We start from the raw sequence: 17,117 nt of genomic DNA on the forward strand, positions 1-17,117 counted from the left end.
ACGTTTGCACGAAAAAAGCGGCGTGCTTCTGCGCCGCTTTTTCTCGCTTATTTGAGCCCCGAGGTGGCAATTCCCTTGATGAACCACCGCTGGAAGATCAGGAACACCAGCAACATCGGGATCGTCATGAACATCGTCCCCGCCAAGTCTTGGTTCCAATACGCCACGTACTGCCAGTGGAACGAATTTAAGCCCACCGGAAGTGTGTACATATCGTCCGATGAGGCCAGCAACGAGGGCCACATGAACGAATTCCAGTTGCCGAGGAACATGAAAATCGTCTGGGCCGCCAGCGCGGGTTTCGCCAGCGGGAGTGCAATTCGGAAAAAGATCCCCCAGCGCGACAGTCCGTCGATCAACGCCGCCTCCTCCAGATCCACCGGCAACGCGAGGAAGAATTGCCGCATCATGAAGATGCCGAAGGACGAGGTCAGGAACGGGATGATGAATCCCTGATAGGTGTTGATCCACCCCCAGTTCGCTAACATGATATAGACCGGGATCATCACGACTTGCCCGGGCACCATCATCACCCCGAGGACGACGTAGAAGATCAAGCCGCGTCCGGGGAACTTGATGCGCGCCAACGCATACCCCGCCAACGTGTTGAAAAACAAGTTCCCAAGCGTTACGGAGCCCGCGACGATCGCGGAGTTGAGCAACCACTTGAAGAACGGAAACTTGGTGACGATATAGGTGTAGTTTTCCAGCGTCAAGCTGGAAAGTGGCACCCAAAATTTATCCATGTCCGGCGTCGATTTCAGCGAAGTCAGGATCGACCACAGGAACGGGATCATCGTCAGCACCGCATACCCGATGACCACGGTGTAAAACAGGACTCGCCATAGCTTTTTCATCTGCTCGATCCCCTTTCTAGTTGGTCTCTTCCTTGAAAAACTTGCGCTGAATGATCGTCAACAACAGGATGATCAGGAACAGCGCGAACGCCATCGCCGACGCATAGCCCATGTCAAAATCTTTGAAGGCCGCCCGGTAGAGGTAGAACACCACGGTCAAGGTGCGGTCTTGGGGACCCCCCTCGCCTTTGGAGATCACATACATCTGGTCAAAGACCTGAAAGGTCCCGATGATCGACATGATCAGGATGAAAAACGTCGTCGGCTTCAACATCGGCCACGTGATAAACCGCAGTCGTTGCCACGGTGTGGCCCCGTCGACTTCCGCCGCTTCGTAGAGTTCCTGCGGGATGTCTTGCAAGCCCGCGAGATAGATGACCATGAATTGACCCACCGTCGTCCAGATCGCCATCATCATCACCGCTGGCAGCGCGAAGGTCAGCGAGTTGAACCAATCGAACGTCGGGATGCTCAGCTTCGACAGGACGAAGTTGACGAGTCCGTCGTTTTTGAACAGGTACATGAACATGACGGAGACGGCGACAGTCGAGGTCACGGTCGGCAGGAAATACACGACGCGAAACAAAGTCTTGCCCTTGATTTTGGCATCGACGATCAACGCGAGCATGAGTGCAATCGCAATTTGGATCGGCACAACACCGAGTGAATACAAGCTGGTGTTGCCCAGCGCCCGGATGAAGCGCGGGTCTTTGAACAGCTTCAAGTAGTTGTCCAGACCGGCAAATGTCGCTTGGTCAGGTGCGAGGAACGAGAAGTGATGGAAGCTGATATACAAGGCATAGAGGATCGGCCCGATCAGAAAGACCGCCAACGAGACGACGACAGGCAAGACAAACAGATACCCGGTTGCGAGATCACCGCGTGTGCGCATGCTCTCCCTCCCCCTCTCCTGTTTAGGAAAAAAGGACCCGCCATGCGACGGGCCTTTTTTTCGTTATTGAATCTTGGTTTGCGCTTCGGCGAGGGCTGCTTTGGCATCCGCTTTCGCACCCAGTACGACCGCTTCCGATGCTTTGTTCATCGCATCGACCAGTTTGACACCCATCGTGCCGTATTGGTACGGAAGTGCATACGAGGCACCTTTGACGAACGCTTCACGCTCCGGGTACTTGGTCAGGTAGTCCTTGCCCATCTCTTTGATCGTCGGAAGCGCCAAACCGCCTTCGACAGTGATTTTTTGCCCTTCCTTGCCCGTCAGGTACGCCATCAGGTCGATCGCTTCGTCCTTGTGCTTGGAGTTCTTCGACAGCGCGTAGGCGACGGTGAAGATCATGTTCGACGGTTTCGCGCCTTCCTTGACCGGCAACTCGACGATGCCGTATTTGAGGCTCGGGGATTTTTTGGCGACGTGCGGGATCAGCCACGAACCTTCGACGACCATCGCCGCCTTGCTGTCGGCGAACGCATCGCCCGCCCAGTCTTTGCCGAGCGTTTTCGGGATCGCCGCCGATTTGTCCTTTTTCATCATCTGGTCGTAGATGAAGTTGATCGCCGTCTCGTTCTCCGATTTGGTCAGCGTCGCTTTGCCGTCCGCGTAGACGGTGCCGCCCGCTTGGTAGAGGAACGGCTGGTAGCGCGGCAGTTCCGCTGAGATCGAGAAGCCGGTCACGCCGTCCTTGGTCAGTTTCTTGGCATCATCTTGCAGTTCCGTCCACGTCTTGGGCGGGCTGGTGATGCCCGCTTTTTCGAAGAGTTCCTTGTTGTAGAACAGGGCGAGGGTGTTGTAATCCTTGGCGAGGCCGTAGGTTTTGTTGTTGGATTGGAACGCTTTGACCGCCGCGTCTTCGTAGTCGGAGAGGTTGACGTTGTGTTTTTTCAACAGGTCGTCGATCGGTTCGATGACGCCCTTTTCCATAAATTCTGGCGCGGCATAAGCATCGAGGTAGAACAGGTCAGGTTCGGTCTTGGAGGCGATCATCGGCTGGAGTTTCTGCAGGTAGTCACCGACGACCGGCTCGAATTTGACTTCGACGTTCGGGTGTGCAGATTTGAAGCCGGCGATCTGCTTGTCGAGCATCGCCTGCTCCTCCGGCGAGGAGGACCAGCCACCGACGCGCAGGGTGATTTTTTCGTCCTTGGAAGCTGTGTCTTGGGTATCTGCAGTCTTGCTGGAACAGCCGACCAGTGCGGTCATAACGAGCGAAGTTGCCATCAAACCGGTGATGACGCTTTTCTTGTTCACGCTTGATTCCCCCTTGTTTTTAACCGGAGATGACTTGCAGTCCGGTTGTGTTGCGTAGCACGTTCCAAGTGGTGTGGCTGGCGTTGTATTTTTGTATCAACAGGTCGAGGGACCCGTTGCCCACTCGCAGGTTGCGAACTTCCATCGAATTCAGGCCGTCTGGCAGCGACGGCGCGATTGTGATCGTACCACCCGGCACATCCGGCACTAAGCCGAGCATGACGCGGACAAAGGTCAGCGGAGTGCCCGCCGCCCACGCTTGCGGCGAGCAGGCCACCGGATACGGCACCGGGTCTTCGTCCGCCCCATACCCGCAGAACAACTCGGGCAAGCGGTCGTAAGGGAAGTGCGACGCCGTCGCCAGCAATCCTTGCATCACGGTGTTGGCATGGGCGTGGAAGCCGTACTTTTTCAGCCCCATCACGATCAGCGAGTTGTCGTGCGGCCAGATCGACCCGTTGTGGTAGCTCATCGGGTTGAACGCCTGCTCATGGGCGGACAGGGTGCGGATGCCCCAGCCGGAAAACAGATCGTCTGCCAGCAGTCGGTCAGCCACCGCACGCGCTTGCTCTGCGTTGAGAAGCCCTGAGAGCAGGCAATGCCCCGCGTTTGAAGCGATCGAGCCGACCTGATTTTTGTCCGCATCGAGGGCGAGTGCGACGTATTGGGCGTCCGCCATCCAGAAATCGGTGCTGAATTTGACTTGTAGTTCGGCGGCGGAGCGACGGAGCGAGTCCGCTTTTTCCCCCTGTCCAAGATGCTCGAACAGGCGCGCGAGACGCAGTTTGGCATCGTAGACGTAGCCTTGGACTTCGGAGGGGGCCAGCGGTGCTTGGGCGAGTGATCCATCGCGATGCACCATCGAATCGCCGGAGTCCTTCCAGTTTTGGTTGGCACAGCCCTTGCTCGATTCTTGGTAGTACTCGACATATCCGTCCCCGTCGCGATCGCCATATTGATCGATCCAGTTCAGCGCGGCTTCGAGGTTCGGAAGCAGTTCGCGCAGGAACGCTTCATCCCCCGTCCAATCGAAGTACTCCGCCGCCAGCACGAGGAACAGCGGGGTCGCGTCGATCGAGCCGTAGTACGGCGCATGCGGTATCACGCCGAGGTTGGCGAGTTCGCCGTAGCGGATCTCATGCAGGATCTTGCCCGGCTGTTCCTCGCGCCACGGATCGGTCTGCGTCCCTTGGTGACGCGCCATCGTCTTGAGCGTGCCACGCATGATCTCCGGTTGGATCGCCGCCAACTGCCATGCGGCGATCAGCGAGTCCCGCCCGAACGGGACGGCAAAAATCGGAACGCCTGCCGTGGGAAACCGACCATCACCGAGATCGGTCAGCAGGGCGAACATGTCGTGTAGGGAGCGTGCGTAGAGCGAGTTGAACGCCGCGTTGTCGGTAACGATTTCCGTGCAGGCCGTTCGCCAGTCTGCGTAGGAATGCTGGAGGCGGGCGAGGGCTTGCTCTGGATCTTGCACGAGGGCGCGCCGGCCGTCGAGTTCCGGGACGACGGTGAGCAAAATTTCGTAGGTGCCGCCATGTGCGGGAAGTTGAAAGTGGAAAGACAACCAACCTTCTGCTGATATGTCTGTCGGAACTGGAGTGGCTTGCACGTGTGTGCGGCGCTTGACGCCATCCTGACCGTCATAGCCAAAACGGACCCCGTCCGCGACGGCCTCCGTCGCGAGGTGCGTTCCACTCGCTCCGTCCTCGTAGCCGCGCACCGTGAACATGTGCGCAAAGTCGGAGGCCGCCTCTACCCGCACCGCGAGCGGAACTGGGTAGTTGTTGTAGTTGCGAAAGCTCAGTTGCTCGTAGAGCACCCCTTGGGCGACAAAACGCTTGCGCTCCATCGCCACCGATTCACGCCAGACTTTGACCTCCTGGTTCTCGACGAGCTCCTTGTTGGTCAGCTTGATCGTACCGATGAAGTCGTGCGACACGCGCGACGAGAGCAGGATCATCTCCAAGTTCTCGATGCGTACTTCAAAGCGACTGAGAAAGCGCGTGTCGTCGGTGAACAGACCGAGAATTTCGTCACTTCCCGGCAGGACATCGCCACGGTTGTTGGTGAGCAAGAACAGATCGTTTTCTTTTATGACTTGGTAGTTCATCCCCGACCTCCTATTTCCGAAAACGTTTTCGATAGATTCTAAAAGAAAAACGTTTCCCGACAAAGGAAGCGTTTTTGGTTAGCTTATGAGTGCGGTGCGGTCGTCTCCCGCACGACCAGTTCTGGTGGGAGGATGATGCCGCGCCCTTGCTCTTGCTGTTCCAAGATGCGGATCAGCGACTCGGCGGCGGAACGGCCCATCTCGTAGCGCTTCTGGCGCACGGTGGTGATCATTGGCTGCATCAGCGCGGCGAGTTCGATGTCATCGAATCCGACGATCGACAAGTTCTCTGGCACACGCAGGCCTAAGTTCTGCACGTACTTCAAGGCACCGAGTGCCATCAGGTCGGAGGCAAAAAACACAGCGGTCAAATCGTCAAAGCGGCTCCGCAATTCCGCGGTGCCGATCGCTCCATCCTCCTGCTCGAAGTTCCCGTAGTAGACCAGTTGCGGATCATAGGCGATCCCGCCCGCTTCGAGTGCCATCCGATAGCCTTGCAATCGCTCCTGTGAGACGGCAGCTTGGGCGTGTCCGTTGACGAAACCGATGCGCGAGTGGCCCAGTTCGAGCAGATGTTCAATCGCCATCCGTGCGCCGGCGATGTTGTCGGTGCTGACATAGGAGCAAGTCTGTGAAGTTAGCGGCACATCGATCAAGACGCTCGGGACGCTGGCCGCCACCACTTCATGTGTATACGGATCGTCGAGGCGGATGCCCATCATCAGCACTCCATCGACTCGGCGCTGGCGGACGAAATCCATGTAGGGCGTTTTCTTCTGCGCGGTGGTCGAGGTGGAGAACAGCACGAGGTCATAGCCTAGTTCCTGTACGCGGTCATTGATGCCGCACAGCACTTCAAACATGAAGTGATGCCCATTGCGCGAACGCGACAGATCGGAGACGACGAGACCGACTGTGTTCGTGCGGTTCATCACCAACGATCGTGCGACCGAATTGGGCTTGTAGCCCAATTGCTCGACCACTTTGAGGACTTTGGCGCGGGTCTTCGGATTGACGTCCGAGTATTGGTTGAGCACACGCGAGACGGTCGTGATCGAAACTCCGGCTGCCTTTGCCACATCCTTGATGGTCGGGTTCACTGATATTTCACCTCCGAAAACGCTTTCTTGCATGTGAAACCGAAAACGTTTTCAATACTACTTGTAGGTTACCACACGACAGAAAACTCTGGCAATCAGAATCTTCGTTCGCATGGTTCCTAGGCAGAAATGAAATCGTGGGAAGTTGAGAATTAGTTCAGTCGTGAAGTACTGACGCTTTTCGGGGCGACGGGCGCGATCTCGTCGAGGCGTTCTTGCAGTTCCTCGACTTGCGCGGTGACCATCTCCATCTGCTTGACCATGCGGTCTTGCAAATCGAGCATCCGCTCCATCAGCGAGACGACCTTGCTGACCGTGTCTTCCAAATGTTTGTCCGACATCTGCCTGTCACTCCTTGTCCTCATTGGACTTTTACAGACAAAAGCCCTCGCAGACAGCAAGGGCTTTTATCACTAGTGTATAGCACACAGCAGGACGCGTCTAGGCAAAAAATACAACCCTTACTGCTCGTCCTCCGGAACTTGTTCACTTTCGTCAACTGGGAAGGTATCGATCGCAGTATCGGTGAAAAGGATTCCGTCGAGATGGTCGATCTCATGTTGGAAGATGCGCGCAAAGTACCCCTCCGGCTTCATCTCGTAGGATTCACCCTCGCGAGATTGGAAGTGGATCGTGAGCTTGTCGAAGCGCTCGACATGGCCACGCACGCCGGGAATGGACAGGCACCCTTCGACATCGACGACCGATCCGCTTTTTTCCGCGATCACAGGGTTGATCATCTCGATCAGACCGCCGTACTCATCTCCGTAGTCGACGACGATCACGCGCTTGCAAACGCCCACTTGCGGCGCAGCGAGGCCGATGCCGTGGTATTCGTACATGGTATCCGCCATGTCATCGAGGAGCTTGTGAATTTCAGCGTCGATTTCCAGTACCGGTTCTGCGATTTGACGCAGGACGGGCTCCCCTTCTAACACTACAGGTCTTACCGCCATCTTACGATACCCCGCTTTCTTTGTTCAGGTCCCAGATCATGCGCAAGCCGTCCAAGGTGAGTTCATCATCCTTGATTTCAATCTCGTAGGACTCGGCGGCGATCAGACCCGACAGGCCCCCGGTCGCGACGACTTTGAACGGGAGGTTAAATTCTTTTTTGATGCGTGAGACGATGCCGTCCACTTGGCCGGTGAAGCCGTAGAGCACACCTGATTGCATGGACGTGACGGTGTTGCGGCCGACGACGCTCGCCGGGCGGGCGATCTCGATGCGCGGGAGTTTCGCTGCTTTGTTGTACAGCGCCTCCGTCGAGATGCCGATCCCCGGTGCGACGACGCCGCCCATGTAATCGCCTTTTTCGTTGATTACGCAGAAGGTTGTCGCTGTGCCGAAATCGACGATGATCAGCGGCGCGCCGTATTTCTCCAGCGCAGCCACCGCATTGACGATGCGGTCAGCCCCGACTTCACGCGGGTTTTCGTACTTGATGTTCAATCCGGTTTTGACGCCCGGGCCTACGATGATCGGCTTGTGGCCGAAATATTTGATCGCCATGCGCTCCAGAGCAAACATCAGCGGTGGAACGACAGACGAGATCGCGATGCCTTCGATTTCTTGCGGGTTCAAGCCCCGGTCGGCAAACAAGTTTTTGATCAGGATGCCCATCTCGTCTTCCGTGCGGTCGCGAATCGTCGCGATGCGCCAGTGTACGAGCTGCTTTTGATCCTTGTAGACGCCGAGGGTGATGTTGGTGTTGCCTACATCCAATACGAGAATCATCGAGGTTGACTCCTTTTACTTCGCTTCGATATCTAACGAGATGTCCAGCGACTTGATCGAATGGGTCAGCGCACCGATCGAGATGTAGTCGACGCCGGTCTTGGCAATCTCGACAATCGTCTCTTCGGTGACACCGCCGGATGCCTCTACCAGCGCACGGCCGGCGATCTTCTCTACAGCTTCGTCCATCTGCTCGGGCGTCATGTTGTCGAGCATGATGATGTCGGCTTTTACTTCCAACGCCTCATCGATCTGCTCCATGTTCTCAACTTCCACCTCGACGCGCATCGTGTGCGGGATCTGGTGGCGAGCCGCCATGATCGCGTTTTTCACGCCCCCGGCGATCTCGATATGGTTGTCCTTGATCAAAACCGCGTCAAACAGCCCGAAGCGGTGGTTGCGTCCTCCGCCGACGACGACTGCGTACTTCTCCAACACGCGCATCCCCGGGGTGGTCTTGCGGGTGTCGACGATCTTGGCGTTGTAGTAGCGCACGAGGTCGACAAATTTCGCCGTGCGGGTCGCGACTCCCGACATGCGCTGCAGGAAGTTCAGCGCCACGCGCTCACCCGTCAGGATCGAACGTGCCGATCCCGTGACTTCCATCAGCATTTGGCCCTTCGGCACTTGGTCACCGTCTTCCACATGACGGGTGATCGTCAAGGTCGGATCGACCAAACGGAAGGTTAACTCCGCAACATCAAGCCCGGCGATGAAGCCCGGCTCTTTGGTGATCAACACGCCGCGCCCTTGCTTGTCCGTCGGGACGATCGAATTGGTGGTGATGTCACCGAACCCGATGTCTTCCTCTAGTGCATTGCGCACGATGTTCTCGATGGCCCGAATATCCAGCTTCATTCGTTAGCACCCCTCTTCAATAACACCGATCCCATGTTGGAATACGATGTGCTTCAGCCACTGCTCATTTTGCTTGGGGAAGTCGTTGCGGTAGTGTCCGCCGCGTGACTCCTCGCGTAACAACGCCGCTTGTGCCGTCAGCATCGCCGCCGTCAGCAGGTTGATGAACTCCCACTCGGACGGCTGGCTATAGGCATGTGACAACATCGGCGCGAGACGCCCCATCTCCGCGAGCGCACGTTCCAGCGACTCCTTGGTGCGCTTGACGCCGACGTGGCGCACCATCACTTTTTGCAGGTGCAACTTGCGGTCTTCGATCATCTCGACCGGGCTTGGGTAGCGCGTCGGCACGAACGGCAGGTCGATATGTTCACAAGGCTCATCCAAAAAGGCCTGTACCCGATCTGCGATCCGCTTGCCAAACACGATCGCCTCCGACAGCGAGTTGGAGGCCAGCCGGTTCGCGCCGTGTACACCGGTGCAAGAGACTTCCCCACAAGCGAACAAGCGACGGACGTTGGTCTCGCCGTGCAAGTCGGTTTTCACACCGCCCATCGCGTAATGCTGCGCTGGAGCGACCGGAATCCAGTCGGTCGTCATGTCCAGACCATAGCTCAAGCAGAACGCGTAGATCGTCGGGAATCTCGACTTGATCAACTCCGGCGACTGGTGCGTGATGTCGAGGTAGACGTAGGTGGACTTGGTCTTCTCAATCTCCGAGACGATCGCACGCGCCACGATGTCACGCGGCGCGAGTTCCTCCAAGTGGTGATACGCGGGCATGAACCGCTCGCCCGCTGCGTTGCGCAGCACGGCACCCTCACCGCGTACCGCCTCCGAGATCAAGAAGCGTGGTGCGCCTGGGTACACCAACACCGTCGGATGGAATTGGATAAATTCGAGGTCCTGCAACTGTGCGCCTGCACGGTACGCCATCGCGAACCCATCCGCCGTGGTGACGTCTGGGTTCGTGGTGTAGCGGTACATGCGACCAGCCCCGCCGGTGGCGAGGACGGTCGCTTTGGAACGGATGTAGCAGAACTTCCCTTCGTACTGGTAGAGCAAGCCCTTGCAGGAACCGTTCTCCGCTGTCACCAAGTCGATGGCAAATGCGTTCTCGATCACGCGGATGCGCGGGTTTTTGCGAACTTGGGTCGCCAATGCTCGCACGATCTCCGCACCGGTCGCATCGCCGTTGGCGTGCAGGATGCGGCGGCGGCTGTGCGCGCCCTCCATCGTGAGGGCGAGATGCTCGTCCTCGCCTTCGGTATCAAAATGCGTGCCGAGTCGAATCAGGTCTGCCACGAGACCTGGGCCTTCGTGTACCAACACATCGACGGCGGAGAGCGAGTTCAATCCCGCGCCCGCCATCAAGGTGTCTTCCCGATGCAAGTCAGGGGAATCGCCCTCGGCGATGGCCGCTGCGATTCCCCCTTGTGCCCAGTTGGTATTGCTCTCGGTGAGACCTTTTTTGCACAGAATCACGACGTCAGCGTATTCGGCGATCTTGAGGGCGGTGTACAGCCCCGCAATTCCGGTGCCGACCATCACCACGTCCGTGTCGTGGACGTGCGGTTGATCCGGGGAAACGTTGGCAATAAATCTCGCGAACATCGTCTGATCTCCTTCACCGACAGCGGTCTGGAATTACGCTTTGGACGGAACGACTTCGAGCATGCGATCCAAGGAGCGTTTCGCTTTGGCTGCCACTTCCGGATCGACTTCGATCTGCGGCTGCATGGTTTCCAGCGCGCGGACCATCTTTTTGACGTTGTGTACTTTCATGTTCGGGCAGACCATGAAGCGGGATGCGAAGTGGAAGGTCTTGTCCGGGCTGTCCTTCTCCAACATGTAGCGAACGCCTTCCTCTGTGGCGACGATGTAGTGCTCGAAGTTCGACTCTGCGCAGAACTTCAAGATGCCAGTCGTCGAGCCGACATAGTCGCCAAGTGCGACAACTTCTGGACGGCACTCCGGGTGTACGACGATCGGTGCGTCCGGGTATTGGGCTTTGAGTTCCAACACTTCCTCCGGGGTCAGCAGGTCGTGCGTGTTGCAGTAGCCTTGCCAGATGATCATCTTTTTGTCGGTGAACTGGGACACGTAGTGCCCGAGGTTCTTGTCCGGCACCCAGATGATCTCGTCCGATTCCACAGACTCGATGACTTTGAGCGCGTTGGACGAGGTGCAACAGATGTCGGTCTCCGCCTTGACGTCAGCCGAGGTGTTCACGTAGGCCACGACCGTCGCGTTCGGGTGCTCCGCTTTCAGTTTGCGCAGACCATCACCCGTGACCATGTCGGCCATCGGGCAACCGGAGCGTTCGTCTGGCATCAATACAATTTTATCTGGATTGAGAATTTTGGCACTCTCAGCCATGAAGTGTACGCCACAGAATAAAATGACGTCTGCATCTGTATCGCGCGCTTTTTGCGAGAGGCCAAACGAATCCCCGATGTAATCGGCGACCGCTTGTACTTCCGGGCGCATGTAGTAATGAGCCAGGATGATCGCGTTGCGCTCTTTTTTCAACTGTTGCAGGCGTTCAATGTAGAATTCATTTTGTTCACGATTCGGGACAGCTTGTAATTTGCTCATCGCGGACAATGCCCCCTTAGAATTGGGATGGGCTTTTAAAAAATGCCATATGAATGCATTCTAACTCGCAACGCGGTAGCTGTCAATTTGTCGAACTTTTGTCATACGACACAAAAGAGACTCCCACGGGAGCAGTGTTCCCGTGGGAGTTCTCATTTATTAGAACAAGCCTATGATTTTGCCGTCCTCTAGCAGGTCGATCTGCAAAGCGGCCGGCGCTTTCGGCAAGCCCGGCATCGTCATGATCTCGCCCGTAATCGCCACGACAAAGCCCGCTCCCGCCGAGATGCGCAGTTCGCGAATCATGATCGTGAAGCCCTCTGGACGCCCGCGCAAGTTCGGGTTGTCAGAGAAGGAGTACTGGGTCTTCGCCATGCAGACCGGCAGATGGGTCAGCCCCATCTCCGCGAGCTTTTTCAACGTGGTCAGCGCTTTCGGTGCGTACTGCACGCCTTGACCGCCGTAGATTTCCCGGACGATGGTGTCGATTTTGACCTCGATGCTGTCCTCCTCGTTGTAGAGGTACATCAGCCCGCCTGGACGGTTGTTCACGATGTCGAGGACTTTCTCGGCCAGCTCTTCGCCGCCCGCACCGCCATCTGTGAACACTTCAGACAGCGCAACCGCGATGCCATACTCGTTGCACCACTCGCGGATCACGTTCATCTCCTCATCGGTGTCGGTCGGGAATTTATTGACCGCCACGACGACCGGCATGTTGAACATCTGCACGTTCTCCACATGCTTGGAGAGGTTGTCGAGACCGCGACGAACGGCCTCCACGTTCTGCGTGGACAGGTCGGTTTTTTCCACACCGCCGTGCATCTTGAGCGCACGAACGGTCGCGACGACGACCACCGCAGAGGGCTTGATCCCCGCTTGGCGACACTTGATGTGGAAAAACTTCTCCGCGCCCAAGTCCGCTCCGAAGCCTGCTTCTGTGACCACGTAGTCGGCAAGTTTCAGCGCCATCTTGGTCGCGATCACCGAGTTGCAGCCATGCGCGATGTTGGCAAAAGGCCCGCCGTGCACGAGTGCCGGCGTGTGTTCCAGCGTCTGCACGAGGTTCGGCTTGATCGCGTCCTTGAGCAACACCGTCATCGAGCCCTCTGCTCCGAGGTCTGCGACGGTGATCGGTTGCTTGTCCACGTTGTAGCCGATGATCATCCGTTTCAAGCGCTCCTTGAGATCCTGCTCGTCAGCAGCGAGGCAGAGCACTGCCATCACTTCGGAGGCGACGGTGATATCGAATCCAGACTCGCGCGGGATGCCGTTGGTCACACCGCCGAGGCCGATGTTCACTTGGCGCAGCGAACGGTCGTTGACGTCGAGCACGCGGTTCCACGTGATGCGGCGCACGTCGAAGCGCAACGCATTGCCTTGGTGCATGTGGTTGTCGATCAGCGCGGCCAGCAGGTTGTGTGCCGCCGTGATCGCGTGGAAGTCGCCGGTGAAGTGCAGGTTGATGTCCTCCATCGGCACGACTTGCGAGTAACCACCGCCCGCAGCTCCGCCCTTCATGCCAAACGACGGGCCGAGCGAGGGTTCGCGCAAGCAGATCATCGAAGTCTTGCCAGTGCCCGCCAATTTCCGACCGAGCGCTTGACCGAGGCCGACCGTCGTGGTCGACTTGCCTTCGCCCGCCGGGGTCGGCGAGATCGCGGTGACGAGGATCAGGTTCCCGTCTGGCTTGTTCTCTTTTTGTAGACGGCGGTAGACGTCGAGCGAGATTTTTGCCTTGTACTTGCCGTAGGGCTCGATGTCATCCTCTGACAAACCAATCGATTGCGCAATCTGAGTGATCGGTCGTAGTTGCGCCTCCTGAGCAATCTCGATATCGCTTTTCATAGCCATTCGTAAGCTTCCCCCTATAGTCTCTGGTCTCTACTGCTCACACCCCACGATCATCGTCGTCAGGTGATCCATCAAGTTCAGTTCATACGGGTTGCAGATGTCCTCACCGCTCGCATTGCGCAGAACGCGCACGGTCGGTCGTTGAGGATGATTGCTTTGTACCGCCGTCACCACACCCTCTTCACCGCTGCTGAGCACCACGGTCATGCCGATCGGGTAGATGGCGATGGTCTTGAGAAACTTTTGCACGATGTCCGTCTGAAAGTGCGTCCCACAGGAGCCAAGCAACAGTTCTAACGCCAAGTGTGGCAGTGCCCCCTTGCGGTACACGCGGTTCGCCGTGAGCGCCTCGTAGACGTCTGCAACGGCGGTGATCCGGGCATAGATGTGGATCTCGTCACCTTTGAGGCCACGCGGGTAGCCGGTGCCGTCGATCTTCTCATGGTGCTGGAGCGCAACGTGCGACGAGAGCAGCGAGATGTCATCCTGTTGGCGCAGGATCTCGTAGCCCAACATCGGATGTTGCTTGATCACGCTGAACTCCTCGGGGGTCAGTCGGCCTGGTTTGTTGAGAATCTCCTGTGGCAAGGACAGTTTGCCGACATCGTGGAGAAGTGTGCCGACCCCTAGATCCAGCAATTGCTTCTGGGTCAGTCCCATTTCCATCCCAATCGCCATCGCGATGATCGAGACATTGACCGAATGGTGGTAGAGAAAATTGTCGGTCGAGTAGATGTTCGAGAGGTGGAACGTGGCGTTCGGCTTTGATTTCATCTCGGATAAAATCATGTCGAACATGTCGCGGATTTTCCGCCCGATCTGCTGCTGTTGAAACTGACGTGGCAGCTTCGCGGGCTCGGTGAAGGTCTGGATCGAGGTGTGGACCAACTGCAGCGCTTCCTGTCGCGTCTGTTGGGAGATCACATCCTCGACGACGATGTCATCCGTTCGCTCATCTTCAATATATACGGAAGTAATACCCATTGCAATGAGCCGCTTCTGCAAAAAGGCGGTCAATTCGACCCCTGTACCCACGAGGATGAGTCCTTTCTCATCCAAAATCGGGCGGGCCAACCTGACACCGGGTGTCTGTTTTTCCAAGGCAGCCAATCGCAACAGCTCTCACTCCTTAAAATTCTAATCTTACTTGCTTATGTCATACAAAGGATCATTTATTTCATTGTACTAACTCTAAGAACAAGAAAGCAAGCGCGATTTACAACGAACCGACTTACTTTGCCTGTTTTGCGCAAGAAGCAAAGAGAAAGACACCTCTGCGCAGAGGTGCCTTTCTCCAAACTACTATTCGCTTTTTTCGTCTTCGGCAACCGTTTCGGCAATCGTGGATTCGCCCTTTTCAGGGGTGTCGTCCGACGCCTTAATGTTCACGTTGAAATCAACGCGCGAGCCATCCGGCAGGACGCCCGTCTCCATCAGCGAGTCGATCGTAGCTTTGTCGATCGTCTCCGTCTGGAGCAACGCTTGTGCCAACAGATCGAGTTGGTCGCGATGCTTGAGCAACAGCTCACGAGTAGAGGTGTACGATTGGTCGACGATGCGGCGCATCTCCTTGTCAATCTCCAGCGCGATCGTGTCGGAGTAGTTCGGCTCCGCATTGATGTCGCGACCGAGGAAGACTTGACCGCCTTGGCGATGACCGTATTGGAGATTGCCCAATTTTTCACTCATCCCGTACTCTGTGACCATCTTGCGGGCGATGTCGGTGACGCGCTCCAAGTCGTTGTGCGCCCCGGTGGAGATCTCGTTGAGGACGATCTCTTCCGCGACACGACCCCCGAGCAATCCAGAGATCTTGTCGTACATCTCCGAACGGGTCATGAAGTAGCGGTCTTCCTTCGGCAACATCACGGTATAGCCGCCAGCCATGCCGCGCGGTACGATCGTGACTTTGTGAACTTCGTCCGCATGTTCGAGGTGGTAACCGACAACCGCGTGACCCGCTTCGTGATAAGCGACCAATTTGCGTTCGTGCTCGCTCATGACGCGGCTCTTTTTCGCCGGTCCGGCCATGACGCGGTCGATCGCTTCGTCGATATCCGTGGTTTCGATCAAGCGCTTGTTCTGGCGAGCTGCCAGCAGCGCGGCTTCGTTCAAGACGTTCTCAAGGTCTGCCCCGGTGAAGCCCGGCGTGCGCTTGGCGATCGCACCCAGCGGGATATCCGGAGAGATCGGTTTGTTGCGGGAATGGACTTTCAGAATCGCTTCACGGCCCTTGACGTCTGGGCGGTTGACCATGATCGAGCGGTCAAAGCGGCCCGGACGCAACAGCGCCGGGTCGAGGATGTCCGGACGGTTGGTTGCTGCGATGATGATGATGCCTTCGTTCGCACCGAAGCCGTCCATCTCGACGAGCAACTGGTTGAGCGTCTGTTCACGCTCGTCGTGACCGCCGCCCAAACCTGCGCCACGGTGACGACCGACAGCGTCGATTTCGTCGATGAAGATGATGCAAGGCGCGTTCTTTTTCGCAGTTTCGAACAGGTCGCGGACGCGGGATGCCCCGACCCCGACGAACATTTCGACAAAGTCGGAACCGGAGATCGAAAAGAACGGAACGCCTGCTTCGCCGGCAACTGCACGCGCCAGCAAGGTTTTACCGGTACCCGGCGGCCCGTTGAGCAGCACGCCTTTTGGGATGCGCGCGCCGAGTGCGGCGAACTTGCGCGGGTCCTTGAGGAACTCGACGACTTCGACGAGTTCGTTTTTCTCCTCATCGGCACCTGCCACGTCCTCAAACGTAATTTTTTTCTTCTCCTCGGTGTAGAGCTTGGCGCGGCTCTTGCCGAAGTTCATCACTTTCGAACCGCCGCCTTGCGCTTGGTTAAAGAGGAAGAAGAACAGGATGAACATGACGATAAACGGTACGATCGAGGTCAAGAAAGTCAGCCAGACCGATTCCTTCTGGGGTTCGTTGATCTTGACGTTCGCCTTGATCAAGTCGCTGTTGACCTTCGTCGAGAAATCCTCGCTGAACAGCGCTCGGGAAATGAACTCTTTATCGTCCTTTAACTTACCAGTCAGCTTCAAGGTCAGGCCTTCGGAGGTGACGTTGACTTCCTGCACTTCCCCTGCTTGCGCCTTGGAAATGAACTGGCTGTACGTGATCTCGCTTTTCTGTTCCTTCTCACCTGTGATGAAGTTGACGATACCCACGGTGATCAGGAAGATCAATAGGTAAAAGCCGGCATTGCGGAAAAATCTGTTCATTTCTTACCTCCTCTCGGCACCGTGCTAGGATTGGTAGACTTCTGGTTTGAGCACCCCAATGTAGGGGAGGTTGCGGTAGCGTTCAGCATAATCGAGACCAAAACCTACAATAAAGTGGTCAGGAACGGTGAATCCAAGATAATCCGCCGTGATGTCCACTTTATGGCGATCTGGCTTATCCAGAAGCGTAACCAATTTCACGGACGCGGCCTTGCGCTGTTGCAAGAGGTTTTTCAGGTAGATCAGCGTCAAACCGGTGTCGATGATGTCTTCTACGATGATCACATCCCGGCCCTCGATGCTCTGTTCAAGGTCCTTGATGATGCGAACCACACCGCTGGATTCGGAGGAGTGTCCATAACTGGATACCGCCATGAAATCCAACTCAACCGGGATCTCAATGCGCTTGACCAGATCGGACATGAAGAGCGTCGCCCCCTTCAAGATGCCGATAATCAACGGGTTCTTGCCTTCGTAATCGCGCGTGATCTGGGCGCCAAGTTCACGGATGCGGTCTTGTACCGCCTGTTCGGTGAAGAGAACTTCTGATACGTCTGTATGCATGG

The 17,117-nt window shown here is 56.8% G+C and carries 15 protein-coding genes; all 15 read right to left on the reverse strand.

Annotation, left to right across the window (positions count from 1 at the left end; all coding sequences use genetic code 11):
- Positions 1-47 precede the first annotated feature (47 nt).
- Positions 48-857, reverse strand: a complete 810-nt coding sequence (locus C7459_RS00870; RefSeq protein WP_109685306.1) for a carbohydrate ABC transporter permease — start codon at positions 855-857, stop codon at positions 48-50.
- Between the two features lie 16 nt (positions 858-873).
- Positions 874-1,749, reverse strand: coding sequence for a carbohydrate ABC transporter permease (locus tag C7459_RS00875; protein WP_109685308.1), 876 nt, complete (start codon positions 1,747-1,749; stop codon positions 874-876).
- Positions 1,750-1,812: 63 nt separating this feature from the next.
- Positions 1,813-3,060, reverse strand: a complete 1,248-nt coding sequence (locus C7459_RS00880) for an ABC transporter substrate-binding protein (protein ID WP_109685310.1) — start codon at positions 3,058-3,060, stop codon at positions 1,813-1,815.
- Between the two features lie 19 nt (positions 3,061-3,079).
- Complete coding sequence (locus C7459_RS00885) at positions 3,080-5,176, reverse strand: amylo-alpha-1,6-glucosidase (RefSeq protein WP_109685312.1); 2,097 nt, start codon at positions 5,174-5,176, stop codon at positions 3,080-3,082.
- Between the two features lie 83 nt (positions 5,177-5,259).
- On the reverse strand, positions 5,260-6,276 hold the full coding sequence (locus C7459_RS00890) for a LacI family DNA-binding transcriptional regulator (RefSeq protein ID WP_109685314.1): 1,017 nt from the start codon (positions 6,274-6,276) through the stop codon (positions 5,260-5,262).
- A 152-nt stretch (positions 6,277-6,428) separates the two neighbouring features.
- Positions 6,429-6,617: a hypothetical protein gene (locus C7459_RS00895; RefSeq protein WP_109685316.1), complete on the reverse strand. Its 189-nt coding sequence runs from the start codon at positions 6,615-6,617 to the stop codon at positions 6,429-6,431.
- Between the two features lie 120 nt (positions 6,618-6,737).
- The gene (gene def, locus C7459_RS00900; RefSeq protein ID WP_109685318.1) at positions 6,738-7,232 is read right to left on the reverse strand and encodes a peptide deformylase; all 495 of its coding nucleotides are present in this window, start codon (positions 7,230-7,232) and stop codon (positions 6,738-6,740) included.
- A gap of 1 nt (position 7,233) precedes the next feature.
- Complete coding sequence (locus C7459_RS00905) at positions 7,234-8,013, reverse strand: type III pantothenate kinase (protein ID WP_109685320.1); 780 nt, start codon at positions 8,011-8,013, stop codon at positions 7,234-7,236.
- A gap of 15 nt (positions 8,014-8,028) precedes the next feature.
- The gene (nadC, locus tag C7459_RS00910) at positions 8,029-8,871 is read right to left on the reverse strand and encodes a carboxylating nicotinate-nucleotide diphosphorylase (RefSeq protein ID WP_109685322.1); all 843 of its coding nucleotides are present in this window, start codon (positions 8,869-8,871) and stop codon (positions 8,029-8,031) included.
- 3 nt (positions 8,872-8,874) lie between these two features.
- Entirely contained in the window at positions 8,875-10,485 is a 1,611-nt protein-coding gene (gene nadB / locus C7459_RS00915; RefSeq protein ID WP_109685324.1) for an L-aspartate oxidase, read from the reverse strand.
- Between the two features lie 33 nt (positions 10,486-10,518).
- Entirely contained in the window at positions 10,519-11,469 is a 951-nt protein-coding gene (gene nadA, locus C7459_RS00920) for a quinolinate synthase NadA (RefSeq protein WP_109685326.1), read from the reverse strand.
- Positions 11,470-11,628: 159 nt separating this feature from the next.
- Entirely contained in the window at positions 11,629-13,323 is a 1,695-nt protein-coding gene (locus C7459_RS00925) for a formate--tetrahydrofolate ligase (protein ID WP_245884356.1), read from the reverse strand.
- A 30-nt stretch (positions 13,324-13,353) separates the two neighbouring features.
- On the reverse strand, positions 13,354-14,439 hold the full coding sequence (locus C7459_RS00930; RefSeq protein ID WP_109685328.1) for an HD-GYP domain-containing protein: 1,086 nt from the start codon (positions 14,437-14,439) through the stop codon (positions 13,354-13,356).
- 186 nt (positions 14,440-14,625) lie between these two features.
- Positions 14,626-16,551 carry an ATP-dependent zinc metalloprotease FtsH gene (gene ftsH / locus C7459_RS00935; RefSeq protein WP_109685330.1) on the reverse strand — a complete coding sequence of 642 codons (1,926 nt, stop codon included), beginning with the start codon at positions 16,549-16,551 and terminating at the stop codon, positions 14,626-14,628.
- Between the two features lie 24 nt (positions 16,552-16,575).
- Entirely contained in the window at positions 16,576-17,115 is a 540-nt protein-coding gene (gene hpt / locus C7459_RS00940) for a hypoxanthine phosphoribosyltransferase (protein WP_109685332.1), read from the reverse strand.
- Positions 17,116-17,117: the final 2 nt, after the last annotated feature.

The organism is Tumebacillus permanentifrigoris (assembly GCF_003148565.1).
GTDB classification, from domain to species: domain Bacteria; phylum Bacillota; class Bacilli; order Tumebacillales; family Tumebacillaceae; genus Tumebacillus; species Tumebacillus permanentifrigoris.